The sequence below is a fragment of the Haloechinothrix sp. LS1_15 genome (genome assembly GCF_033042135.1).
Lineage (GTDB): Bacteria > Actinomycetota > Actinomycetes > Mycobacteriales > Pseudonocardiaceae > Haloechinothrix.
In genome coordinates this window covers 109,374-132,313 of sequence record NZ_WBXM01000004.1, presented here as the reverse complement: position 1 = coordinate 132,313, position 22,940 = coordinate 109,374, and the positions used below count along the sequence as shown (strand labels likewise).

Genomic DNA, 22,940 nt, shown 5'->3' with positions numbered 1-22,940 from the left:
GGGGCACACCATGCCGACGCGTGTAGAGGTAGGAGCCAACCATGCCCGCATCGCCCCGCGCCGATCTCGACTCGCTGCCCGCCTACGTACCCGGGCAGTCCGTGCCGGGAGCCATCAAGCTCGCCAGCAACGAAACCCCGCTCAGCCCGTTGCCGAGCGTGACCGACGCGATCGCCCGCGCAAGCAGCACCATCAACCGTTACCCGGACATGGGTGCGTTCGCGGTGGTGGAGCGGCTGGCCGCGGAGCTCGGTGTCGAGCAGGACCGGATCGCCGTTGGCTGCGGTTCGGTCTCGCTGTGCCAGCAACTCATCCAAGCGATGTGCACTCCGGCCGACGAGGTGTTGTTCGGGTGGCGATCCTTCGAGGCCTACCCGATACTGACGCAAGTCGTGGGCGCGCAGCAGCGCACCGTGCCGCTCGACGCCAACCACGTCCACGACTTGGACGCGATGTCGCAGGCGCTCACGCCCGCGACCCGGGTGGTGTTCGTGTGCAACCCGAACAACCCCACCGGCACCGTGGTACGCAGCGCGGAACTGGAACGCTTCCTCGACGCCGTACCGGACGACGTGCTGGTGGTGTTGGACGAGGCCTACCGGGAGTTCGTCAGCGATCCGGACGTACCCGATGGGTTGGGCTTCCTCGGCGAGCGCGACAACGTGGTGGTGCTGCGGACGTTCTCGAAGGCCTACGGGTTGGCGGGGTTACGCGTCGGCTACCTGGTGGCCGAGCCGCGCATCACCGAGGCGGTACGCAAGACCTTCATCCCGTTCAGCGTGAACGCGCTCGCCCAGGCCGCGGCGCTGGCCTCGCTGGATGCCGCCGACGAGCTGCTGGCCCGGTGCTCACACATCGCTGCCGAGCGCGACCGCGTCCGGTCGGCGCTGCTCGACCAGGGGTACGAGGTTCCGGAATCGCACGCCAACTTCGTCTGGTTGCCGCTGGGCGAGCGGACCACCGAGTTCGCCGAGCACGCGCTGTCCCGCAAGGTCGTCGTCCGCCCCTTCGCGGGTGAGGGTGCCAGGGTGACCGTCGGCACGTCCGAGGAGAACGACACGCTCCTCGAGGTGACGCGCACCTTCTGAACGTCGCCACCGTGTCCGGGGCTTCGACACCTCGTGTCCGGGCCTGTGGCACATCGTGTTGGGGCCTACGGCACGCCGTGTTGGGTGCTGTCATGATGCTTCGCCCAACACGGGGTGCCGCATCGCCGGACACGGGGTGCTTGGCAGGTGTGTGCCGCTAGGCCCAGAGAAAGTTGACGATGGCGGCCAGCCCGATCACCACGATGGTGGCGCGCAGCACCGCGGGGGGAAGCCGCCTGCCGACGACGGCGCCGAGGTATCCGCCCAGCATGGAGCTCACCGCCAGTAAGCCGATCACCGGCCAGCTCACCGGGGCGTAGAAGGCGTAGACCAGCCCCGCCACCACGTTCACCACGGCGGTGAGCACGTTCTTCACCGCGTTGAGCCGTTGCAGCGAGTCGTGGACCAGGATGCCGAGCACGCCCATCAGCAGCACCCCCTGTGCGGCGGTGAAGTAGCCACCGTAAACGCCGATGAGCAGGATCAACGCCACGGCCATCAGGCCGCCGTGCGAGGCGCGACCACCCCCGCTGCGCAGCACCCAGCCACTCACCTTCGGCTGGATGATCACCAGGATCACGGCAAGGCCGATGAGCCAGGGCACGATCGTCTCGAATGCCGCCTCCGGCAGCGCGAGCAGCAGAACCGTACCCCCTACGGCGCCTGCGGCCGAGAAACCTGCGAACCGCAGCACCCGGTCCCGTTGCCCGGCCAGCTCCCTGCGGTAGCCGATGACCCCGCTGATCGTGCCCGGAGCCAGCCCGATGGCGTTCGAGGTCGTCGCCGTCACCGGCGGGTACCCGAGAGCCACGAGCACGGGAAAGGTGACGAGCGTGCCGGATCCAACCACGGTGTTGATCGTGCCCGCCCAGGCCCCCGCCAGCAGGATCACGACGACTTCCCACCACGTCATGCGCGCATCACGCGAGCAGACTATGCCCCGGTGACGCACGGTCGCGATATGGGCGGGACGCGAGGGTGACCAAGCGAACAGTCGGTGACGCAGCTCACCGTGACTACAGGGGGAACAGAGGGTTGTATTTACCCGCCCCGTTTGGTTAGCCTAGCCTTACGAGCTTCACCTGTAGGAGTGATCATGTACGCCTGTATCTGCGCTGCGGCCACCACCCAGCACGTGCGTGCCGCCATCCTGGCGGGCGCGTGCACGGTGGAGGACATCGGTGACCGCTGCGGCGCGGGCACTGGCTGCGGCAGCTGCGTCGAGCGGCTGGAATGCCTGCTTGGACAGCGTTCCGCGCAACCGGCCGAGTTGGAGGATCTGCCCCGCATCGCCTGACGTGACGCTTGACGATCTCGCCCGGGCACAGCTGGCCTGACGAGCCGCGTGCCCGAGTTGAGTGTGCCTCGCGCCGGGGATATGTTCCATATCACCCGACCGTTTGGAGGCATCAGGCAATGCGCGGCGACGATGAGGTCCTCTCGCTCCTCAACGAGCAACTGACCAGCGAGCTCACAGCCATCAACCAGTACTTCCTGCACTCCAAGATGCAGGCCGACTGGGGGTTCACGAAGCTGGCCGAGAAATCCAGGGAAGAATCCATCGAAGAGATGCACCACGCGGAGTGGATCACCGACCGGATCCTGTTCCTCGGCGGGCTACCCAACTACCAGCGCCTGTTCACGCTCCGCGTCGGCCAGACGGTCCGGGAGCAGTTCAGCTCGGACCTGGCGATCGAGGAGGAGGTACTGGAGCGAATCCGCCCCGGCATCGCCATGTGCCGGGAGAAGGGCGACATCACCACCGCAAACCTCTTCGAGCGGATCCTCCAGGACGAGGAGCATCACATCGACTACCTCGAGACCCAGCTCGAACTCATGGACAAGCTGGGCGAGCAGCTCTACCTCAGCCAGCTCGTCGAGCGCCCGCCCAACGGCTGACCCGAGGTGTGCGGCGTGCGGGATCGCGGTGGCATCACCGTCACAGCCCGTAGGTCCTGGCGATGATGTCGCGCTGGATTTCGCTCGTCCCGCCGTAGACCGTGGACACCACGGTCGCGCGAAGGTGACTTTCCATGTCGTACTCGGTGGAGTAGCCGTACCCGCCCATCATCTGCATACCTTCCAGCGCCACTCGCTTGGCCGTTTCGGTGGCCTTCAGCTTGGCCATCGAGGCCTGCCTCGGTAGCAGCCGCTCGGGGTCCGCGTCGACCGCCTGCGCCACCGAATACACCAGCAGCTCAGCGCACTCGAGCTCGGTGGCCAGGTCGGCCACGCGGTGCGACAGCGCCTGGAAGGACCCGATGGGCCTGCCGAACTGATGACGCTCGCCGATGTAGAACACGGTGTCGTCGAAGGCGCGCTTGGCGCGCCCCAGCATGGCTGAAGCCAGGTACAGGCGCTCGCCGTTGAGCCCGGCCATCAGCTGGGGCCAGCCCCGATCCACCTGCCCGATCACGGCGGTCGAGGGCACGAAGCAGTCGGTGAAGTAGAGCTCGCTGACCTCGTCGGCACCCATGGTGGGTATGCGGCGGACCTCCAAGCCGACCGCGTCGGCCGGGACCTCCAGCATGGTCAGCCCCTCGTGCTTGGCGCCCGCGGTATCGGTGCGCGCCACGAGCAGGATGGTGTCGGCGATGTGCGCGTTGGAACACCAGGTCTTCTGCCCGTTGATGCGAAAGCCGCCGTCGACGGGTTCGGCGCGGCACGACAGCGCGCCGACGTCGGAGCCGGCCTCCGGTTCCGACATCGAGATCGCGTGTACCCTGCCCGCGCTGATCGAGGAGACCATGCGCCGTCGCTGCTCCTCGGTGCCGAACGCCAGGTACGGACCGGCGACGACGCTGGTGGTCACGTACCCGCCGACCGGGGCGAGACCGTAGCCGGTCCGTTCCAGCAGGATGCATTGCTCGGTGATACCGCCCCCGGAACCGCCGTCGGCTTCGGGCAGGCCGACTCCGAGCCAACCCAGCTCGGCGAGCCCTGCGTAGAACTCCGCGTTGTGGTGCTCGCGGCCGCCTGAGGTCAGCGCGTCACGTTGCTGCCTGGTGCCGCACTCCTTGCGGCACAGCTCGTCGATGGCCGCGGCGAACGCCCGCTGCTCCTCGGTCCATGTCGCAGGCATGGCACCTCCCTCACGCCGGGGATGAGACCCCGGCCGGTGCGCGGGATCGTTCACCCCAGCGAAGCAGCTCTATTGGCATTATGTCAACAACCGGTTCGGTGAGCTTGCCGAGCTGGTGTCCCCGTTGACCCGACTACCCGAGGCCGACATGCTCACCACATGGTTGATCAACGTAGCCGGGTCTGTGACGTGGCCGTGGTCGGTGCGGGCTTCGCTGGCCTCGCCGCGGCACGAGCGCTCACCGCTCACGGGCACGCCACCACCGTGATTGAGGCGCGCGATCGCGTCGGCGGCCGTGTCCACAACGAACACCTGCCCTGCGGTACCGCGCTCGAGGTGGGAGGCCAATGGCTAGGCCCGACCCAGGATGCCGTGCTTGAGCTGCTTGGCGAGCTCGGCCTGGCCACCTACGACACCTACGACGAGGGCGTGAAGCTGTTCGAGTTCCATGGCCAGATCCACCGCTACCGCGGGACAATCCCCCGACTCAACCCGCTGACCCTCGCCGATATCGCCCAGACACAGCTCCGCCTTGACCGCATGGCGCGGCGGATACCGCTCGACGCGCCCTGGAACGCACCCCGTGCGCACAGGTGGGATAGCGAGACCTTCGCCTCCTGGATACGGCGCAACGTGCGCACCGCGGGGGGCCGCGCCTACTTCACGCTGATCTGCGAGGCCGTGTGGGCCGTCGCCCCCTCCGACCTGTCGCTGCTGCACCTGCTGTTCTACATCCATTCCGGCGGCGGGATTGACCGGCTGATCTCCACAAGCGACGGTGCGCAGCGATGGCGGGTCACCGGCGGTACCCAGCGCATCGCCGAGCGGATGGCGGCCGAGCTCGGCGACGCCGTCGAGCTCGGCAGACCGGTACGCCGGATCGCGCAACACCACAACGGGGTCACCGTGGACGCCGACGGACTCCAGGTGCAGGCGAACCGAGTCATCGTCGCCGTGCCACCCGCACTAAGCGTGCGGATCGCCTATGACCCGCCACTACCCGGCTACCGGGACCAGCTCTGCCAACGCTACGCGCAGGGCTCGGTGATCAAGTGCATGGCGGTCTACCCGGAGCCGTTCTGGCGCGACGACGGTCTCGCCGGGCAGATCACCAGTGACAACGGGCCGGTCAAGGTGGGTTTCGACAACTCGCCTCCCGACGGGAAACCGGGCGTGCTGCTCGGCTTCCTGGAAGGCAACCAGGCGCGTGAGCTGGCAAGACTCGACACGGCCATGCGCCGCACGATCGTGCTCGACTGCTTCAGCCGCTTCTTCGGGCCCCGTGCCAGCAACCCCGAGCACTACGTGGAGCGAAGCTGGGCAGACGAGGAATGGTCGCGGGGCTGCTACGGCGGGTTCCTCCCGCCCGGTGGGTGGACCGCGCATGGTCCCGCGCTGCGCGAGCCAGCCGGGCGTATCCACTGGGCGGGCACCGAAACCGCCACCCGCTGGAACGGCTATATGGAGGGCGCCGTGCGCTCCGGGTACCGGGCGGCCAGCGAAGCAGCGGCAGCGCGGTCCGGGATCCAGCATCCCGGCAGGTGACCAGGTCGCCTCCGGTCAGGCGCCGGTGCTCACCGCGCTCCACCGGTTGCCGGTGATGCGCTCGTAGGCCTCGATGTAGCGTTCGCGGGTGGCTGCCACGACATCGGCCGGGATCTCGGGCCCCGGTTCGGTCTTGTCCCACCCGGTCGACAGCGCCCAGTCGCGCACGAACTGCTTGTCGAAGGCGTTCTGCGAGCCGCCGGGTTCCCACTCGTCGGCCCGCCAGAACCGAGACGAATCCGAGGTCAGCACCTCGTCGCCCAACGTCAGCGTGTCGCCGTCCCAGCCGAACTCCAGCTTCGTGTCAGCGATGATCACGCCGTTCTCGGCCGCCCGTGCCGCACCCTTGGCATAGATCTCCACGGTCAGCTCGCGCAGCCGCTCGGCGACCTCCTTGCCTTCCTGGGCGACCACGTCGTCGAAGGTGATGAACTCGTCGTGCCCGGTATCGGAGTACTTCGTGGTGGGGGTGAAGATCGGCTCCGGCAGCTTGTCGCCCTCCCGCAGCCCCGGCGGCACGGGCACGCCGGAGATGGTGCCGTGACGCTGGTACTCCCGCAGCCCCAGACCTGCCAGGTAACCGCGAGCGATGCACTCCACGTGGATCATGTCCAGCGGCTTGCACCGTATGCCACGTCCCGCGAACTCCGGCGGCACGTCGGTCGCCGAGATCAGGTGGTTCGGCACGACGTCGGCGAGCTGTTCGAACCACCACACCGACAGCTGGGTGAGCAACACACCCTTGTCCGGGATCGGCGTGGGAAGCGAGACGTCGTAGACCGATACGTGGTCCGTGGCCACCAGCAGCAGGTCGTCGCCGTCTTCGTACAGGTCACGTACCTTGCCGGAGTGAATGTGCTTCATTCCCCGCCTTTCCTTGCTCGGGCAACGAGCCGAAGGCCTCCCTGGGTACCGCACAGGTACCGTAGAGGCCCTTCGGCTCGGCCTCACGCCGAGCGGAGGCGGAGGGATTCGAACCCCCGGACCCTTGCGGGTCGCTCGCTTTCAAGGCGAGTGCATTCGGCCGCTCTGCCACGCCTCCACGGCAGCGCGCACGCTGCTCCCCCAGCGTATCCGGTCGGCCGAAGCGAGCCGTCGCGGCGTTGGGTGTGCTGCGGGACGCCCCGTCACAGCAGGACGGAAGCGCCCCGCAGCCCGGCGACCGGCGTCAGGACGCTTGGTGATGCCCCTGTGAGGCCGCACCGGCATGCATAAGCTGTTGCCCGGCACGCTCGGCCGCCCGCTGCTGCATCGAAACCATGTCGCCCGGGCCGACACCGTTGACGTCCTCGGTGCTCAGCCCGTACGAGCCGATCACGTAGGCCGCCGCCTTGGCGTTGTCCAGCAGCATCTGCCGGTCGAGGTTGCCCAGGTGGTCGCAGGCCTGGTGGTAGCACGGGTCGTAGGCTTGACCTGCCGTGCCGCCCCACTTGGCGGCCTGCTCCTCGGTCTTGACGCCTTCCGCGCCGGTGAACAGGCCACCGATGGGGATGCCCTGATTCATGAACTCGGCGTAGTCCGAACGCATGCTCAGCTCGGACGGTTCGGTTTCCACGCCCTGCTCACCGAGCCGCTCGACGAAGGCGCCCTCGATCGCGGCCGAGCCGTGCGGGCCCGGGACACCGAACTCCTCGCCGTCCCCGTCATAGACGAAGTAACCACCGTTCGGGGAACCGATCATGTCGAAGTTCAGGTACATGGCGATGTCGAGCTGCTCCTCGAAGTCCAGTTCCTGCACATAGTGGGTGGAGCCGACGAGACCGACCTCCTCTGCGCCCCACCAAGCGAACCGCACCGCGTTGTTGACCTCGGGCTCGGGACCCATCTCTACCGCGGCCTGCAACAGCGCGGCCGAGCCGCTGCCGTTGTCGTTGATACCTGGCCCCTCCAGCACCGAGTCCAGGTGCGCACCGGCCATCACCACGTTGTCGGTGGCGCCGGTGGCGGTCTCGGCGAGCACGTTATCGGTGGTGCGCTCCTCGCTAATCGCCCGCAACTCCAGCGTGGCTTCCTCACCCGCGGCGTAGACCAGGTCCGCGCCGGTGGTGTCGCTGACCCCACCGGTCGGGATACGAGCGTCCTCGGGGTCACCGAGCGTGCCGTGCAGCGGACCCTCCACGTTGTTGTAGATCAGCGCGGCCACGGCACCCTCGTCGGCGGCGACCTGCTGCTTCTGCGCGAACGTGCAGGCACCCCGCTGGATCAGCGCGATCGCGCCGTCGACGTCGATGCCCTCGTAGTCACCGGCGTCGCAGCCGGGCTCGTCGCTTTCCGGCACGACGACGGTCGGGGCCGTCAGTCCACCTTCGGGGGTCGCCGGGCTGTGCCGCATGAGGTGGACCTCGTGCTGCTGATTGCCACTTTCCAGCCGTTCCTCGAGCACCTCGAAGTAGGTGAACTCGAACTTCTGGCGTGTTACGTCGAATCCGGCGCGCTCCAGCACGCCCTCGACGTAGTCGGCCGACCGGTCGTAGCCCGGCGTGCCGGAAGCGCGGTGCCCGTCGTGCTGCCAGGCGATGCGCTGGAACGCCGTCAGATGCCGGTTGATGTCGCCGACTGTGAGCGATTCCGCCACTCGTTCGGGTAGCTCCGAGGTGGTATCCGGCTGTTCGGCGAGCGCGGCGGGACCGCTGGTGACGGCAAGCGCCGCGCTCGCCACGATCGCCGTGGGTAAAGCGATCTTCCTGCGTATAGCTGACATGGTGAGAACTCCCCTAGTTCGTGCGACCAGTACGACCACGCTCACGGAACGCTGAGCCCGCGAACGCGGCCGGTAACCGCACAGCTTTGTGGTAGATCACCACACGGTCAAGGGGCCGTCCGTCGGATCATCCCACCGACTCCGTGAGGTGGTCCTCCGCGCGAGGGTCGTAGCCGCTGATCCGTCTCTTCTCGCGCGCGGTCCGATACGCTGGCGGATCATGCATGCGATCACGATCACCGAACCCGGCGAGCCCGACGTCTTGCGGTGGACCGAGGTGCCGGACCCCGAGCCCGGTCCCGGCGAGGTCGTCGTGGACGTGGCGGCGAGTGCGGTCAACCGTGCGGACCTGCTGCAGCGGCAGGGCTACTACGCGCCCCCTGAGGGGGCAAGCGAGTACCCGGGGCTCGAATGCTCGGGAACGATCGCCGAGCTCGGCGAGGGCGTCGAGGGGTGGCAAGTCGGCGACGAGGTGTGCGCGCTGCTGGCAGGCGGCGGCTACGCGGAGAAGGTCGCCGTCCCCGCCGCGCAGCTCCTCCCCGTGCCGGGGGAGGTGGAGCTGCTGGCTGCCGCGGCGCTACCGGAGGTGGCCTGCACCGTGTGGTCGAACGTGGTGATGGTGGCCGCGCTCTCCCACGGCGAGGTGATCCTGATCCACGGCGGGGCGGGCGGCATCGGCACCCACGCGATCCAGGTGGCCAAGGCCCTTGGCGCCACCGTGGCGGTGACCGCGGGGGACGACCAGCGCCTCGAACGCTGCAGACAGCTCGGGGCCGACATCACCATCAACTACCGCGAACAGGACTTCGTCGCGGAGATCCGCGAGGCCACCGGTGGGGCGGACGTCATCCTCGACGTGATGGGCGCCAAGTACCTGGACTCCAACGTCAAGGCGCTGGCCACCGGCGGCAGGATCGCCGTCATCGGCATGCAGGGCGGCACGAAGGGCGAACTCAACCTCGGCAGGCTGATCGGCAAGCGGGGCAGCATCTCGGCGACGACGCTGCGCGCCCGCCCCGTCGAGGAGAAAGGGCGCATCGTGGCCGAGGTGCGCCGGCACCTGTGGCCGCTGGTCGAGCAGGGCACGGTGCTGCCCGTGATTCACGAGGCGTTCCCGCTCACCGAAGCCGCCGCGGCACACCGAGCGATGGACGAGGGCGGCGTGTTCGGCAAGATCCTGCTCACCGCGCATCCGTGACGCCTCCCCGCACCCAGGACCAGGCCCGGCCGCAGGCCCGAGGGTGACGTGGTTCTCCGTGGTGCATACCCGGCGCCGTGGCGGGCTACCCTACAAGGGAGCACCCTGCCACGAGACGACGCGACACAGGATGGAAGCAGATGACTGAGCCGCAATCCTCGCACCAGCCCTCGCGGAACCCCGACGACGGTGAGCGGTCGCAACGCGTGGTGGTCGTCGGCCCGGACGGCTCCCCCGTCGGCGCGGCGAACGTCCCGCAGCAGGCCGAAGGCGAGGACCAGCAAGGGCCAGGCGACCTCGTCGAGGAGCCGGGCAAGGTCATGCGGATCGGCACCATGATCAAGCAGCTCCTCGAGGAAGTGCGCGCCGCCCCGCTCGACGACGCCAGCAGGAACCGGCTCCGCGAGATCCACGAGACGTCGATCAAGGAGCTGGAGCAGGCGCTCGCGCCCGAGCTGCGCGACGAGCTGGAACGGCTGGTCGCACCGTTCACGGCGGACACCACGCCCTCCGACGCCGAGCTCCGGGTGTCGCAGGCGCAGCTCGTCGGCTGGCTCGAAGGGCTGTTCCACGGCATCCAGACGGCGCTGTTCGCCCAGCAGATGGCCGCCAGGGTGCAGCTAGAGCAGATGCGCAAGGGACTACCGGCGGGCAGCCACGACCAGCAGGGCGGCGAGGGACCGCATCACGGCGTCACCGGCACCGGCCAGTACCTCTGAGGGTGGCGAGCCGAAGGGACCGTTCGGTACATATCCGGTACCCGAGGAGTCCTTCGGCTCGCCACCCTCAGCGCAGTTTCGGCCCGTAGCCGCCGTGGTTGTAGGCGGCGCGGGCGATGGAGTGGATCTGCTCGTCGTCGTTGTCCTCGATGAGGTTCAGCTGGCCGTGAACTCGCCTCGCGGCGCGGTTGCAGAACGAGTCGGCGATGAATCGCTCCTGCCCCGAGGCCTCCACCCCCTGGTCGGCGAGCAGGTCCGTGGTCCGCGAGATCGTCGCCACCTGCGCGAAGATATCGGTACTGGCATCGGCTAGCCGCTTCTGGTGCCGCTGTCGCAGCTTGATGTCCTTGCCGTGCGAGCGCAGCAGCTTCTCCACCGTGCCCCGCAGCCGCTTGGTCTGCTCGGCAACCGCCTCGGAGTGGCCACGCAGCTCGGGATGAGCGCTCTCCAGCTGTGCAGGCCGCAGGGTGCGGGACACCCGGCCTCGCACGAAGTCCGCGATGGTCCCGATCGTCCTGATCGGATCGCTCAGCTCGATCTTACGCAGGTCCTCAAACTCGTCGGCGATCACCTTCATGCCGGACAGCGCGATGAACGCGCGCAGCACGTCGTTGGCGCCTTCGAAGATCGGGAAGATCCGGGTGTCCCGCAGCGTCTTCGCGATCGGCGAATCGGCCATGTACGCACTGCCACCCATCAGCTGGAACACGCGGTTGACCGCGTACCACATGAACTCCGTCGAGGCGACCTTCGACATCGCCGACTCCACGGAGTAGTCCTCGACCCCGGCGTCCACCAACCCGGTCGTCAGGTAGGCCAGTGACTCCAGGCCGTACAGATAGGACACCATCCAGCCGATCTTGTCCTGCACCAGCTCGAAATCCGACAGCGGCATGCCGAACTGCTCGCGGTTGCTGGTGTAGTCGATCGCCTGCCGGATCAATGCCTTGGTCCCGCCGACGACACCGGTGCCCAGCGACATCCGCCCGTTGTTCAATGTGGCCATCGCGATACGGAACCCGTCACCCGGCTCACCGAGTACGTTCTCCTTCGGAACCTTCACGTGGTTGAACGTCAGCTTGCGCAGGTCGTTGCCAACCAGCCCGAGGGTGTCGAAGCGATGGGGCGCTTCGAACCCGTCCATCCCCCGCTCGACGATCAGCGCGACGTGCCCCTTGCGCCCGCCGGTGTCGCACCGCGCGAACACCACGACCACGTCCTTCGACCCGTTACCGATCCATCGCTTCTCGCCGTTGAGCACGAACGAGCCATCGGCCTGCTGCTCAGCGTAGGTCTGCACGTTGTAGGCATCAGACCCCGCCGAGGGCTCCGTCAGGCCGAATGCCGCCAGCTTGCGGCCTGCTGCCAGGTCGGGAAGGAAACGTTCACGCTGTTCGGCCGTGCCGAACATGTGAATGGGCTTCATCCCAATGGACTGGTGCACGCCCATGACCACCGACAGCGTGGCGTCGTATCCGCCGAACTCCTCCATCACCCGGCAGTAACCGGTCTGCGACAAACCCGCCCCGCCGTACTCGGGAGAGACGTACAACCCCAGCAGGCCGCGCTCGCCGAGCCCGCGGATGATCTCGTCACCGACCCAGCGCTCGCGCTCGACCACCTGGGGGTCGTAGTGCTCGTCCAGGAACTCGTGCGCCGAGGCCAGCAGCTCCCGCACAGTACGGGACTCCTCACGCCCCAGCCGCGGATACGGGAACACCATCTCGTCCGGCAATGCCCCGGCGAACAGCGACTTGGCGAACGAGGAGGGCTGCCCTCCGGCCCCTTCCGGTGTAGTCATGCGCGTTCTCCCCTCTTCGCGTGGGCCTCGCTCCCGATCCTTCCGGACTGTCGCGCTGCTCGCATCAGCAGCCGTAGACACGTTTGGCGAGGTCGAGCTTGGCCTGCCGCAACCGTGCCACATCCTCGGTGGCGAAACCGGCACCCGACGGTCGTTCGACGACCCCACCGGATCCGTCGAGGATGTGCCAGCCCGAGCCCAGCTCGACCAGCGACCGGTGCTTGACGGTGTAGTAACCGGGTTTGACCGGCACAGCCACCCCCGCGGCACCCGCGGCCGCCGCCATCAGGTGCACGTGGAAACGGGTGGAGATCCAGGTCTGACCGGGGGCGGCAGGCAGGCCGGAGTCCCAGACATCGGCGAACGGGTAGAAGCGCGCGCCCGGGAGCTCGCGCTCCAGTAGCGCGAACACCTCGCGGTCGGTGCCGGGTATCCCCTCGACGAAGCACACCCGTTCCGGAGCCACCCGCCAGCCCTGCAGCAGCTCCCACACCCTGCCAGCGAGCGCGTTCACCCCCTCGTCGACCAGGTCACCCTGTACGCACAGGAACACGTCGGGGGCATCCCCGTCTGGCCAGGTGGCGGCCACGTCGGCAACGCCCAACCTGCCGATGGCCAGGAAGGCATCGTCGACCCCCTGCTCGATGCCCAGCATGCCCGCCGACTCCGCGTCCCGCGCCTCGGCGATGTCGAATCGCCCAGCTAGCGAGGTCAGCAGCGAAGCCCCGTCCTCGACGACGGGCAGTAGCCCGTGGCCGGTCATCGCCGCCCGACCGCCGGACCGCCGTACCGCGGCCGCGACCCCGGCGAGCAGCCCGATGTGCCGCGGCCACAGCGCGTTGATGTAGCCGCCGCCGAGCACGTGCACCACCTCGGCGCGCCACAGCAGCATGATGCCGTGGTGCAGGCGAGGCACCATACCGGGATTCTCGACGGCGGCCTGCACCCAGCTGCCGAGCTGCCAAGCCTGTGACGAGGGGGCCGCGGCACTCAGCTGCCACAACGTGTCGGTGACCCGAAGCCCGGGATGGAGCCCGTCCAGCAGCACCCGGGCCTGCCCAGGGGAGTGGGTGTCGAGCCAGACCTCGGCGTGCGGGGCGTGCTCAGCGAGATACTCCAACCACGCGGCGGCGATCAGGTCATCACCGAAATTGGGGAATCCTGCGGGGGTTACCAGGTAGTACAGGGACTGCGCGGGGGATTCCGGGTTATCGTGCCGGAACGAGCTGAGTGGCATCGGCCCATGATAGGCCCGCACCCGCGCCAGGCAGGTGATCGCGCCACAAGCCCCAGCTCGACCACCATCCCGTTGCGGCCGCGTGCCGCCAGATCCACACAGGGGCCCCCATGCAGCGACGGCTACGTCGAGCGGTTCGATCCCGGCTGTCCGGTGCCGCACACCGCCTCGCCGACCTGATGGCCGAGCGGGTGACCGAGCGGATGTACGCCGAGCAGCGCGCCGAGAACGAGCGGTTGCGCAACGAGGTGTCGGTGCTGCGCGAACTGACCGAACAGCGGCTGGACAAGCTACAGGTCGACCTCGTCGCCGAGCACGAACGGCAGGTCGACCGCGCCATCGATCGGGTCGGACAGTTCGAGTGGCGCAGCCGCCACGACATGGTCTTCGCGGGGGATCGCGAGGCGGCGAGCGAAAGCAGCAGGTTCACCTACGAACACTTCACGGGCCGCCCACATTTCACCCGACCGTGGGAAACCCTGCAGTACGGCCTGTCGCTCGCACCGCAGGGTGGCCTTGCGCTGGAGTTCGGCGTGGCCACCGGCAACACGCTGCGTCAGATCGCCGAGCGGCGCGGCGACGGGCGGGTCTACGGGTTCGATTCCTTCCAGGGGCTACCCGAGGCCTGGCTACCCGGTATCGGCGCGGGTAGCTTCGCCAGCGAGCAGCTCCCCGAGGTAGCAGGCGCCGAGCTGGTGGTCGGCTGGTTCGCCGACACCGTGCCGGAGTTCCTCGCGGCGCACCCCGAGCCGGTGGATTTCGTACACATCGACAGCGACATCTACAGCGCGGCGGTGACCGTGCTCGACCATGTCGGCCCGCGGCTGCGGCCGGGCAGTGTGCTGGTGTTCGACGAGTTCCTCAACTACCCGGGGTGGCAGCAGCACGAGTACCGGGCGTGGTGCGAGTTCGTCGAGCGCACCGGGGTCGCTTTCCGCTACGAGGCCTACACCTACCAGGATCGTCAGGTCGTCGTCCGCTTGTGCTGAACCAGGGACTCCGGCTCCGGCAACAAGGCCGAGGGGGGCAAACGGTACCCTCATCATTCGTGCATACCGTCAGCACGACGCGATCGGGACCACCCCGGGGGGTGGGTGAGCCCGACACCGAGCGCATCCCGCCCGCCAGGAGTTTCCAGCGCGCGTTTGACGACCTGCGCGACGGCCTTGCGATGCGTGAGCTGTGGAGCCACCTCGGCTGGCAGGACATCAAGCAACGTTACCGCCGGTCGGTGCTGGGTCCGCTGTGGATCACCGCGAGCATGGCGATCACCGCGGTGGCGCTCGGCCTGCTCTACTCGCAGCTGTTCGGCGCCGAGATCGGCACGTTCCTGCCCTACATCACCGTCGGCCTGATCCTGTGGCACTTCATCATGGGCTGCCTGCAGGAAGGCGCCAACACCTTCATCGACAACGACGACATGATCAAGCACATGCCTGCGCCGTTGATGGTGTACGCGCTGCGCACGGTGTGGCGGCTGACGATCATGTTCGCGCACAACCTGATCGTGTACGCGGCGATCCTCGCGGCCTTCTTCCCCTGGCTGCGCGAACCCGGGTACACGATCATCGAGAACGGCATCCCGCAGATCGGTCTCGGCTGGTGGTCACTGATGGCGGTGCCCGCGTTCGGCGCGCTCGTGCTCAACGGGGTCTGGGTCGTACTGCTGTTCGGTATCTGCAGCACCCGCTTCCGCGATATCCCGCAGGTGATCACGGCCATCAGCAGCCTGCTCTTCTTCCTGACCCCGATCGTGTGGTCCATCGACATTCTCATCGCCCGATTCGGTGAAGCCGGAGCCGGTTGGCGGGAGTTCCTCTACGAGTTCAACCCGCTGTACCACTTCATCGAGATCATCCGCGCTCCGATGCTCGGCCACACGCAGTCCCTCCATCACTGGTACGTGGTCGGCGCCATCACGGCGATCGGCTGGCTGCTGACCGTGATGATCATGCGCAACTACCGTGCTCGCGTCTCCTACTGGGTGTGAACGATGGTCAGCATTGACGTACGCAACGCCTACGTGGACTTCCCGATCTTCGATGCCAAGACCCGGTCACTGAAGAAGCGCGTGCTCGGCAAGGTCGGCGGCAGGATCGGAACCGAAAGCAAGGTTCCCATCATCGAAGCCCTGCACGACATCACGATGTCCATCCGTGAAGGAGACAGAGTCGGGCTGGTCGGCCACAACGGATCCGGCAAGTCGACCCTGCTGCGCCTGCTGTCCGGCATCTACGAGCCCACCCGCGGGACATCCCGCATCGTCGGCCGGGTCGCTCCCGTGTTCGATCTCGGAATCGGCATGGACAACGAGATCTCCGGCTACGAGAACATCATGATCCGCGGGCTGTACCTGGGGATGACCCGCAAGCAGATGCAGCGACGGGTGGACGACATCGCGGAGTTCACCGAGCTCGGGGACTACTTGCAGATGCCGCTGCGCACCTACTCCACGGGTATGCGAGTACGGCTGGCGCTGGGTGTCGTCACCTCCATCAACCCGGAGATCCTGCTGCTGGACGAGGGAATCGGCGCAGTGGATGACGCGTTCATGACCAAGGCACGTAACCGATTGGTGGATCTGGTCCGCCGCTCCGGCGTGCTGGTCTTCGCCTCGCATCAGGACGCGTTACTGTTGGAGCTGTGCACCTCGGCGGTGTGGTTGGACGAGGGCAACATCCGCGCCAGCGGCTCACTCCGTGACGTCATCACCGCTTACAAGGGCAAGGACCCCTACGAGAGCATCGACGCCGAGACCGCGGCGCGTCTCGGCATTAGCAGGCAGATCATCACAGGAAACGGCGAACCATCGTGAGCAGGGCAGTACCGTGAACGGCACGGGGCACACCGACCCCGACCTCCCGGCATCACCTCCGGGCGAGGCCACGGTCGCCGTCGTCGTCACAAGGGACCGTCGCGAGTTGCTCGCGCACTCGCTGAAGCTCATCGCCGCACAGACTCACCCCGTAAGTCACCTGATCGTGGTAGACAACGCACCCGCGATGCCCGCACGCGACGTGGTGGATAACTGCCCACTACCGCACACCTACCTGCACTCCCACCACAACCTCGGCGGCGCGGGCGGCTTCGCGCTCGGCATGCTGCACGCCCTGACACTCGGCGCGAGTTGGATATGGCTGGCCGATGACGACGGCTGCCCCGCCGACGAGGACGTGCTCGCCATACTGCACCAGGAAGCGCGTGTGCGCGGGCTGGACGAGGTCTCCCCCGTCGTCGTCGACATCGACCGGCCGGACCGGCTCGCCTTCCCGCTACGCAGGGGCCTGCGGTGGAAGCGGTCGCGCGCCGCGATCGGCGAGGAGTTCCTGCCAGGCATCGCATCGCTGTTCAACGGAGCGCTGTTCCGCTCGAGCACGCTGGACGTGGTGGGGGTACCCGACCTCCGGCTGTTCATGCGGGGTGACGAGGTCGAGCTGCACCGCAGGCTGCGACGGTCGGGGCTGACGTTCGGCACCACGCCGAGAGCGGCCTACCTGCATCCGGACGGCAGCGGGGAGTTCAAGCCCATGCTGGGTGGCCGGCTGCACGCCCAGGACCCAGAATGCGAGACGAAACGCTACTACACCTACCGCAACCGCGGTTACCTGCTCTCCCAGCCAGGGATGCGCAAGATCGGCGCGCTCGAGATCATCCGCTTCGGCCTGTACTTCATCGCCGTCAAGCGCAGCCCGAGAGAGTTCACCCGCTGGCTCCGTCTCGCCAGCCAGGGCAGGAAGGAACGCTTCTTCCGCTGCTAGGAGCAGCGGGGGCAGGCGGGCGGGGTGAGCGGATCCGGAGTGCGGGCCGCTGCCGTTACCGCCGTCCCGCTCCCACTCGCTCGTCGACGCCGTACAGCCGGGCCCAGTTCGCCCTGCTGGTCAGCTCCGGGAGCGCGCGGCGGTACGCGGCCGCCGCTGCGGGACCGTCCTTGCGCAGCCGGTTCAGCGCCGTCGCGGCACGCTTGGCCATCTCGATCATGCGTGCCCTGTCGTAGCTGCGGACCCGCACCCCCTGCTGCGAGGCGTCGGTGACCACCGCGGTGCCGAACAGCGAGACATGCCACCAGTGCGCTTCATCGGCGGGAATCGAACCGGATTCGTGGACGTGCTTGCCCAGGATCCGCCACAGGATCCGCTTGATCAGCACCGCGCGCTCCATACTCGGCCGCGGCCCCGCGTTGACGATGCGCAGCTCGATCGGATCGAGACCGGTCTCGGCAGGTTCCTTCCGCTGGGTTTCCGGGTACTGCTCGCGGATCCTGCGGATCTCGGCCATCGCGGCCACCCCGCCGTCGTGCAGCACCCGCGGGCCTGCGAGGAAGTCCTCGATCGCCTTGATCAGTGTGGCCGCCAACCCGTACTGCATACCGAGCAGGTACCGCACGAACTGCGCGACAAGCACGCGCATCAGCACCGTCATGTCGAACGAGCTGTGCAGCGCGGCGGTGATCATCGAGTTGCGCAGGTTGAAGTACCGGTGCCACTCGTCCCAGTCCTTCCACCCGAAATCGACGTGCCACACCCCCGCTCCCGGCAGGGTGACCGTGGCAATGCCGCGCGAGGCCGCCCGGTACGAGTACTCCGCGTCGTCCCACTGGAAGAAGAACGGCATCGGGTAGCCGACCGTGTCGACGACCTCGGCCGGGATCAGGCACGACCACCAGCCGTTGTAGCCCGCATCGACCCGCCGATCCTGCCGATCCGGCCGGTCCATGCCGCGGCGCAGGCCGAGCAGGTCGGCTGTGGTATGACCGTGCGTGGCGGGAATCCCGGGCTCGAGCGTGTTCAGGCTGGCCCACTCGGCACCGACGTGCAGCTGGTGCGGGTGCAGCAGGTTGAGCATCTGGCCACCGACGATGGTCGGTTCGACGGTGTGATTGGCGAACGCCGTCAACCGCACCACCATGTCGGGCTCGAGCACGATGTCGTCGTCCATGAACAGCACGCTGGTGCGCCGATCCTCGTCCTGGCCAGCCACCTCGTACAGGCCGCGGGTGAACCCGCCCGAGCCGCCGAGGTTGGGTTGTTTGATGTAGCGCAACATGCCACCGAGATCCTTGCCGACTTGCTCGAAACCCTCCCGGCTGTCCACCGTGTCGGTTCCCTGGTCGGCGACGTAGACGGCGGTGATCGTCTCCAACGCTTCTAGATCGCGAGCCAGCGACTCCAGCGTCGCCAGGCAGTCGTCGGCGCGGTTCATGGTGCAGATGGTGATCGCGGTGGGGCGCAGCGTCTCGGGTGCGTCGACCAACCACCGCACGCGCTCGACCGTCAGCTCCTGACCCACCTCGGTCTCGCATCGCAGCCACAGCGCGCCACCGTCGTAGTGGCGATCGATCGGCACGGTGAGCGCCACGTGCTCGGCGACCGAGCCCTCCACCGCTCGCGCGAGTACCGTCCGCGGCTCACCGACGAAGTCGCAAGCCTCCACGAAGATCCGGCCGCTACCGGTGGCGACCAGCTCCAACCGGACCTCGCGCACCGGCGTCCATCGCTGCCAGTAGGTGGTGGGGAAGCGTCCGAAGTAACTGTTTCCGGAAACCTCAGTCGCTGGCTGCAACGTGACGCTGTCCCGCCGCCGGACTGCCTTCCCGGTGGTGACCTCGGAATAGAGGTCACGGCTGACCACATCAGATGGACCGGCAAACAGCCCACGCTGCGCGAGAAGCCTGCCGTGCTCGAGATACGTCGCTGTCACGATCTCCTCCGGACATGCCGCGGGTGTGATGCCGATAACGTACATCGGACGCATCTGTGATCTTCAGGGGGATCACGCATCGCATAGCGTGATCACTTTCTGTGACCACGATGGTCCGCGTTCCGTAGTTCTCATGCACAAGTCGGGGCGATCACGCGACAGATTGCCGGTCGGACTCCCGGAAGACCACCAGTTTGAGCATCACGAAGTTGATCGCGCTGGCCATTGCCTGCGAGATCAACCAGGCGAGGCTGCTCTGCCACGGAGTGACGGGCAGCACCTGCAGCATCCATCGGTTCACCCCCACCGCCACGAAGAACACCGTGCCGTACAGCAGCATGAAGCTACTGAGCTGCTTGAGGCCACCCGTCGCGGCGAAAGTGAACCGCTTGTTGGCCAGGTACGCCGTGGTGGTCCCGATGACAAAGCTGATCGCCCTTGCGAGGTCGATCAGGATCCCGGTATCCATACCCAGCGCGCGCAACCCGTGATACGTCGCGAAGTCCAGGATCGCGCAGCAAACCCCGATCGTCCCGAAACGCCAGAGCTGTCCGACCACCCGGGGCCGCGGTCTGACACGGCGCAACCACGAACGTGCCATGAGCCTCCGACGGTTGTGCGGTTACCCCCGATTGTCCTCGCAGGCGCGCGCGGCCGACATCGCGGCCCGCCGGGAAGGGTCGCCGCCGCGGTGTGGCTACCCTTGACAGGCGTGGCAGCTTCGGCACAACCCCGGATCGGGCACCGCCGCGTCCTGCACGGCTGGGGGCGGACCGCCCCGACGGTGGCAGACGTCGTGCCGGTGACCGGTACCGCGGCTGCCTGCGCGGCGGTGGCCGAGGCAGGGCCGCGCGGCGTGATCGCCAGGGGCCTCGGTCGTTCTTACGGGGATCCCGCGCAGAACGCGGGCGGGCTCGTGCTCGACACCACGGGGCTGGACCGCATCCACCGCATCGACGCCGCGACCGGTCTCGCCGAGGTCGACGCGGGCGTCAGCCTGGATCGGCTGATGCGGGCGGCGTTGCCGTTCGGGTTGTGGGTACCCGTGCTGCCCGGCACCCGCCAGGTCACCGTGGGTGGCGCCATCGGAGCCGACATCCACGGCAAGAACCACCACTCGGCAGGCAGCTTCGGCGCCCACGTCCGCTCGATCGAGCTACTCACCGGCGACGGGGATATCCACCACCTCACCCCTGACGGCGAGCGCGCGCCGCTGTTCTGGGCCACCGTGGGCGGGATGGGACTCACCGGGGTCGTGCTGCGCGCCACGGTGGCGCTGCGACCGACCGAGTCCGCCTACTTCGTGGCCGACACCGACCGGACTGCCGACCTCGACGAGACGCTCGCGCTGCTGTCCGAGGATGCCGATACCGCCTACGACTACTCGATGGCCTGGTTCGACGCGCTGTCCACCGGAGGCGACCTCGGCAGGGCGGTGTTGTCCAGGGGGAGGCTGGCCACCCGCGACGAGCTGCCACCCGCGCTGCGTGCCGACCCCCTCCGGTTCGACGCCCCGCGACTGTTGCGGCTGCCCGACGCCTTCCCGTCCGGGCTGGCGAACCGGTTCACCTTCGCAGCGCTGAGCAGCCTGTGGTACCGCAAGTCGCCGAAACGCGCGCGTGGCCAGGTGCAGAACCTGACCGAGTTCTACCACCCGCTCGACGCGATCACCGACTGGAACCGCGCGTACGGGCCGCGTGGTTTCCTGCAGTACCAGTTCCTCGTGCCGCTGTCCGAGGAGCGCACGCTGCGCAGGATCGTGCAGCGGATCGCGAGCTCGCCCCACCCGTCCTTCCTAAACGTCCTCAAGCGGATGGGCGAGGCAAACCCGGCCCCGCTGTCGTTCTCGAAACCGGGGTGGACGGTGACAGTGGACTTCCCGGTAGCCGATGGCCTGCACCGCTTCTGCTCCTGGCTCGACGAGTTGGTGCTCTCCGCGGGAGGCAGGCTGTACCTGGCTAAGGATTCCCGCACCTGCCCGCGGTCCTTCGCAGCCATGTACCCGCGCCTTGACGAGTGGCGGTCCGTTCGCGACGGTGCCGACCCGCACGGGGTCTTCACATCGGATATGGCCCGCCGCCTCCACCTGCTGTAACCAACGGGAGCTGCCGTGATCGATGCCGTAGGGAACCCGCAATCGGTGCTGCTGCTCGGCGGTACCTCCGAGATCGCACTGGCGATCGCCCGCCGCTATGCCGCGGCGCGGACACTGCACGTGGTGCTGGCGGCCCGCCCTTCGCAACGCCGCAAGGACGCGGCCGACCAGCTACGAGCCGCGGGCAACGACGTCACGGAGCTGGACTTCGATGCCACCGACACCGCGAGCCATCCCGATGTCATCGACGCCGCCTTCGCCACCGGCGACATCGACGTCACCGTGGTGGCCTTCGGCGTGCTCGGCGACCCCGAACAGGCCTGGCGGGATCACCGCACCGCGGTGGAGCTGGCGCAGGTGAACTACACCGCGGCCGTGTCGGTCGGTGTACCGCTGGCCTCCAGGCTGGCCGGGCAGGGACACGGTTCGGTGATCGCGCTGTCCTCGGTGGCCGGGGAGCGGGTGCGCAGGGCGAACTTCGTGTACGGCTCCACCAAGGCAGGCTTCGACGGCTTCTACCTCGGGGTCGGCGAGGCGCTCGCGCCGTACGGGGCACGAGTGACGGTGGTGCGGCCCGGTTTCGTCCACACCAGGATGACCGAGGGCGCATCGCCCGCACCGCTGTCGCAGACTCCGGAGCAGGTCGCCGAGATCGCGGTGCGCGCGGCGCAACGGGGCAAGGAACTCGCCTGGGCACCTCCCGCGCTGCGGCTGGTGATGTCGGCGCTGCGGCACGTGCCGAGGGCACTGTTCCGGCGGCTGCCCGTATAGCGCTTACAGGTACACCGACAGCGCGAGGGCACCGACCCAGGCGAGCCCGAGCACCTGCAGCACGCGGTCACGGAGTGCGATCTCCTCCGGCTCGCCCGCGTTACCGCCGTCGACGTCGACGGCATAGCGCAGCACCGCCACCACGAACGGCACCATCGAGATCACCGCCCAGATGTCACCGCCGGAACCGCCGCGGATCTCGAACGCCCACAGGCAGTAAGACATGATCGCGATCGCCGCAGAGGTGGCCCACACGAAACGCAGGTAGCTCGTCGAGTACTTGGCCAGCGCATCGCGGATCCGCGCGCCGGTGCGCTCGTACAGCACCATTTCGGCGAACCGCTTGCCCGCCACCATGAACAGCGATCCGAATGCCGTGACCAGCAGGAACCACTGGGACAACGCGATACCGGCCGCGACGCCGCCCGCGATCGCTCGCAGCAGGAACCCGGAAGCGACGATGCACAGGTCGATCACCGGCTGGTGCTTCCACCCGAGGCAGTAGCCCAGTTGCAGCCCGCAGTACGCACCGAGCACGAGCAGCAGCTGCCAGCCGGCCAACGCCCCGATCGCGGTACCCGCCGCCAGCAGTATCGCCGAGGCGGCGTACGCCACCGGGACCGACACGACCCCGGAGGCGACGGGGCGTTCGCACTTCGTCGGGTGGGCGCGGTCGGCGGCCGCGTCCAGCGCGTCGTTGAACAGGTACACCGCCGAGGCGACGAGCGAGAAAGCCACGAACGCCAGCACTGTCGCCAGCAGCACCGCGGTATCGGCGAGCTGGCCGGACACGAACGGCGCCGCCAGCACCAGCACGCTTTTGACCCACTGTTTCGGCCGCGCGCTGCGGAACACCCCGAGCGCCACACCGCGGGCACCGCCGTCGATGTGCCGCCGGAGAGATCGCTGCGCCGTCATGCTCATGGCTGCGCCTCCCCGGTGCGTGCCGCCTGGAACGCCGAATGGGCAACGGTACCAGGATATGACCACCCGGCGCCCGGTTCGC

At 68.0% G+C, this 22,940-nt stretch carries 21 protein-coding genes and 1 tRNA gene; 12 read left to right on the top strand and 10 right to left on the bottom strand.

Going from position 1 to position 22,940, the window contains the following annotated elements; genetic code table 11:
- Positions 1 to 41: 41 nt before the first annotated feature.
- Positions 42 to 1,088 carry a histidinol-phosphate transaminase gene (hisC, locus tag F8178_RS07945; RefSeq protein ID WP_317494041.1) on the top strand — a complete coding sequence of 349 codons (1,047 nt, stop codon included), beginning with the start codon at positions 42 to 44 and terminating at the stop codon, positions 1,086 to 1,088.
- Positions 1,089 to 1,245: 157 nt separating this feature from the next.
- Here hisC and F8178_RS07940 read toward each other — a convergent pair whose 3' ends face one another.
- On the bottom strand, positions 1,246 to 2,001 hold the full coding sequence (locus tag F8178_RS07940; protein WP_317494040.1) for a sulfite exporter TauE/SafE family protein: 756 nt from the start codon (positions 1,999 to 2,001) through the stop codon (positions 1,246 to 1,248).
- 183 nt (positions 2,002 to 2,184) lie between these two features.
- On the opposite strand from F8178_RS07940, the gene F8178_RS07935 reads away from it, so the two are divergent.
- Entirely contained in the window at positions 2,185 to 2,385 is a 201-nt protein-coding gene (locus tag F8178_RS07935; protein ID WP_317494039.1) for a (2Fe-2S)-binding protein, read from the top strand.
- 119 nt (positions 2,386 to 2,504) lie between these two features.
- Positions 2,505 to 2,987, top strand: a complete 483-nt coding sequence (gene bfr, locus F8178_RS07930; RefSeq protein WP_317494038.1) for a bacterioferritin — start codon at positions 2,505 to 2,507, stop codon at positions 2,985 to 2,987.
- 40 nt (positions 2,988 to 3,027) lie between these two features.
- On the opposite strand, the gene F8178_RS07925 is transcribed toward bfr, so the two are convergent.
- Positions 3,028 to 4,170 carry an acyl-CoA dehydrogenase family protein gene (locus F8178_RS07925; RefSeq protein WP_317494037.1) on the bottom strand — a complete coding sequence of 381 codons (1,143 nt, stop codon included), beginning with the start codon at positions 4,168 to 4,170 and terminating at the stop codon, positions 3,028 to 3,030.
- A 159-nt stretch (positions 4,171 to 4,329) separates the two neighbouring features.
- Between F8178_RS07925 and F8178_RS07920 the strand changes: the two genes are divergently transcribed.
- Positions 4,330 to 5,715 carry a flavin monoamine oxidase family protein gene (locus tag F8178_RS07920; protein WP_317494036.1) on the top strand — a complete coding sequence of 462 codons (1,386 nt, stop codon included), beginning with the start codon at positions 4,330 to 4,332 and terminating at the stop codon, positions 5,713 to 5,715.
- Positions 5,716 to 5,730: 15 nt separating this feature from the next.
- Here the strand turns inward: F8178_RS07920 and F8178_RS07915 are convergent, their stop codons facing one another.
- The 3 genes from F8178_RS07915 to F8178_RS07905 form a co-directional block, all read right to left on the bottom strand.
- The gene (locus F8178_RS07915) at positions 5,731 to 6,633 is read right to left on the bottom strand and encodes a phosphoribosylaminoimidazolesuccinocarboxamide synthase (RefSeq protein WP_317494035.1); all 903 of its coding nucleotides are present in this window, start codon (positions 6,631 to 6,633) and stop codon (positions 5,731 to 5,733) included.
- Between the two features lie 39 nt (positions 6,634 to 6,672).
- Positions 6,673 to 6,757, bottom strand: a tRNA-Ser gene (locus tag F8178_RS07910).
- Positions 6,758 to 6,883: 126 nt separating this feature from the next.
- Complete coding sequence (locus tag F8178_RS07905; protein WP_317494034.1) at positions 6,884 to 8,416, bottom strand: M28 family metallopeptidase; 1,533 nt, start codon at positions 8,414 to 8,416, stop codon at positions 6,884 to 6,886.
- A gap of 220 nt (positions 8,417 to 8,636) precedes the next feature.
- On the opposite strand from F8178_RS07905, the gene F8178_RS07900 reads away from it, so the two are divergent.
- Complete coding sequence (locus tag F8178_RS07900) at positions 8,637 to 9,614, top strand: NAD(P)H-quinone oxidoreductase (protein ID WP_317494033.1); 978 nt, start codon at positions 8,637 to 8,639, stop codon at positions 9,612 to 9,614.
- 140 nt (positions 9,615 to 9,754) lie between these two features.
- A complete protein-coding gene (locus F8178_RS07895) occupies positions 9,755 to 10,333 on the top strand; it encodes a bacterial proteasome activator family protein (RefSeq protein WP_317494032.1) in 579 nt (192 codons plus the stop codon).
- 67 nt (positions 10,334 to 10,400) lie between these two features.
- Here F8178_RS07895 and F8178_RS07890 read toward each other — a convergent pair whose 3' ends face one another.
- Positions 10,401 to 12,134, bottom strand: a complete 1,734-nt coding sequence (locus tag F8178_RS07890; protein ID WP_317494031.1) for an acyl-CoA dehydrogenase family protein — start codon at positions 12,132 to 12,134, stop codon at positions 10,401 to 10,403.
- Between the two features lie 64 nt (positions 12,135 to 12,198).
- Positions 12,199 to 13,371 (bottom strand): polysaccharide pyruvyl transferase family protein, encoded by a 1,173-nt coding sequence (locus F8178_RS07885; RefSeq protein ID WP_317494030.1) that lies wholly within the window; start codon positions 13,369 to 13,371, stop codon positions 12,199 to 12,201.
- A 110-nt stretch (positions 13,372 to 13,481) separates the two neighbouring features.
- On the opposite strand from F8178_RS07885, the gene F8178_RS07880 reads away from it, so the two are divergent.
- The 4 genes from F8178_RS07880 to F8178_RS07865 are packed head-to-tail and all read left to right on the top strand — an operon-like array spanning position 13,482 to position 17,129.
- Positions 13,482 to 14,360, top strand: a complete 879-nt coding sequence (locus F8178_RS07880) for a class I SAM-dependent methyltransferase (RefSeq protein WP_317494029.1) — start codon at positions 13,482 to 13,484, stop codon at positions 14,358 to 14,360.
- 59 nt (positions 14,361 to 14,419) lie between these two features.
- The gene (locus F8178_RS07875) at positions 14,420 to 15,361 is read left to right on the top strand and encodes an ABC transporter permease (RefSeq protein ID WP_396345114.1); all 942 of its coding nucleotides are present in this window, start codon (positions 14,420 to 14,422) and stop codon (positions 15,359 to 15,361) included.
- 3 nt (positions 15,362 to 15,364) lie between these two features.
- Complete coding sequence (locus tag F8178_RS07870; protein WP_317494028.1) at positions 15,365 to 16,186, top strand: ABC transporter ATP-binding protein; 822 nt, start codon at positions 15,365 to 15,367, stop codon at positions 16,184 to 16,186.
- A 13-nt stretch (positions 16,187 to 16,199) separates the two neighbouring features.
- Positions 16,200 to 17,129, top strand: coding sequence for a glycosyltransferase family 2 protein (locus tag F8178_RS07865; RefSeq protein WP_317494027.1), 930 nt, complete (start codon positions 16,200 to 16,202; stop codon positions 17,127 to 17,129).
- Positions 17,130 to 17,184: 55 nt separating this feature from the next.
- On the opposite strand, the gene F8178_RS07860 is transcribed toward F8178_RS07865, so the two are convergent.
- On the bottom strand, positions 17,185 to 19,113 hold the full coding sequence (locus F8178_RS07860) for a glycosyltransferase (protein ID WP_396345111.1): 1,929 nt from the start codon (positions 19,111 to 19,113) through the stop codon (positions 17,185 to 17,187).
- A 106-nt stretch (positions 19,114 to 19,219) separates the two neighbouring features.
- Positions 19,220 to 19,669 carry a GtrA family protein gene (locus F8178_RS07855; protein WP_317494025.1) on the bottom strand — a complete coding sequence of 150 codons (450 nt, stop codon included), beginning with the start codon at positions 19,667 to 19,669 and terminating at the stop codon, positions 19,220 to 19,222.
- Between the two features lie 111 nt (positions 19,670 to 19,780).
- Between F8178_RS07855 and F8178_RS07850 the strand changes: the two genes are divergently transcribed.
- Both F8178_RS07850 and F8178_RS07845 read left to right on the top strand, forming a co-directional pair.
- Positions 19,781 to 21,163, top strand: a complete 1,383-nt coding sequence (locus F8178_RS07850) for an FAD-binding oxidoreductase (protein ID WP_317494024.1) — start codon at positions 19,781 to 19,783, stop codon at positions 21,161 to 21,163.
- A gap of 15 nt (positions 21,164 to 21,178) precedes the next feature.
- Positions 21,179 to 21,934, top strand: a complete 756-nt coding sequence (locus tag F8178_RS07845; protein ID WP_317494023.1) for a decaprenylphospho-beta-D-erythro-pentofuranosid-2-ulose 2-reductase — start codon at positions 21,179 to 21,181, stop codon at positions 21,932 to 21,934.
- Between the two features lie 3 nt (positions 21,935 to 21,937).
- Here the strand turns inward: F8178_RS07845 and F8178_RS07840 are convergent, their stop codons facing one another.
- Positions 21,938 to 22,858 (bottom strand): decaprenyl-phosphate phosphoribosyltransferase, encoded by a 921-nt coding sequence (locus tag F8178_RS07840; protein ID WP_317494022.1) that lies wholly within the window; start codon positions 22,856 to 22,858, stop codon positions 21,938 to 21,940.
- Positions 22,859 to 22,940 lie beyond the last annotated feature (82 nt).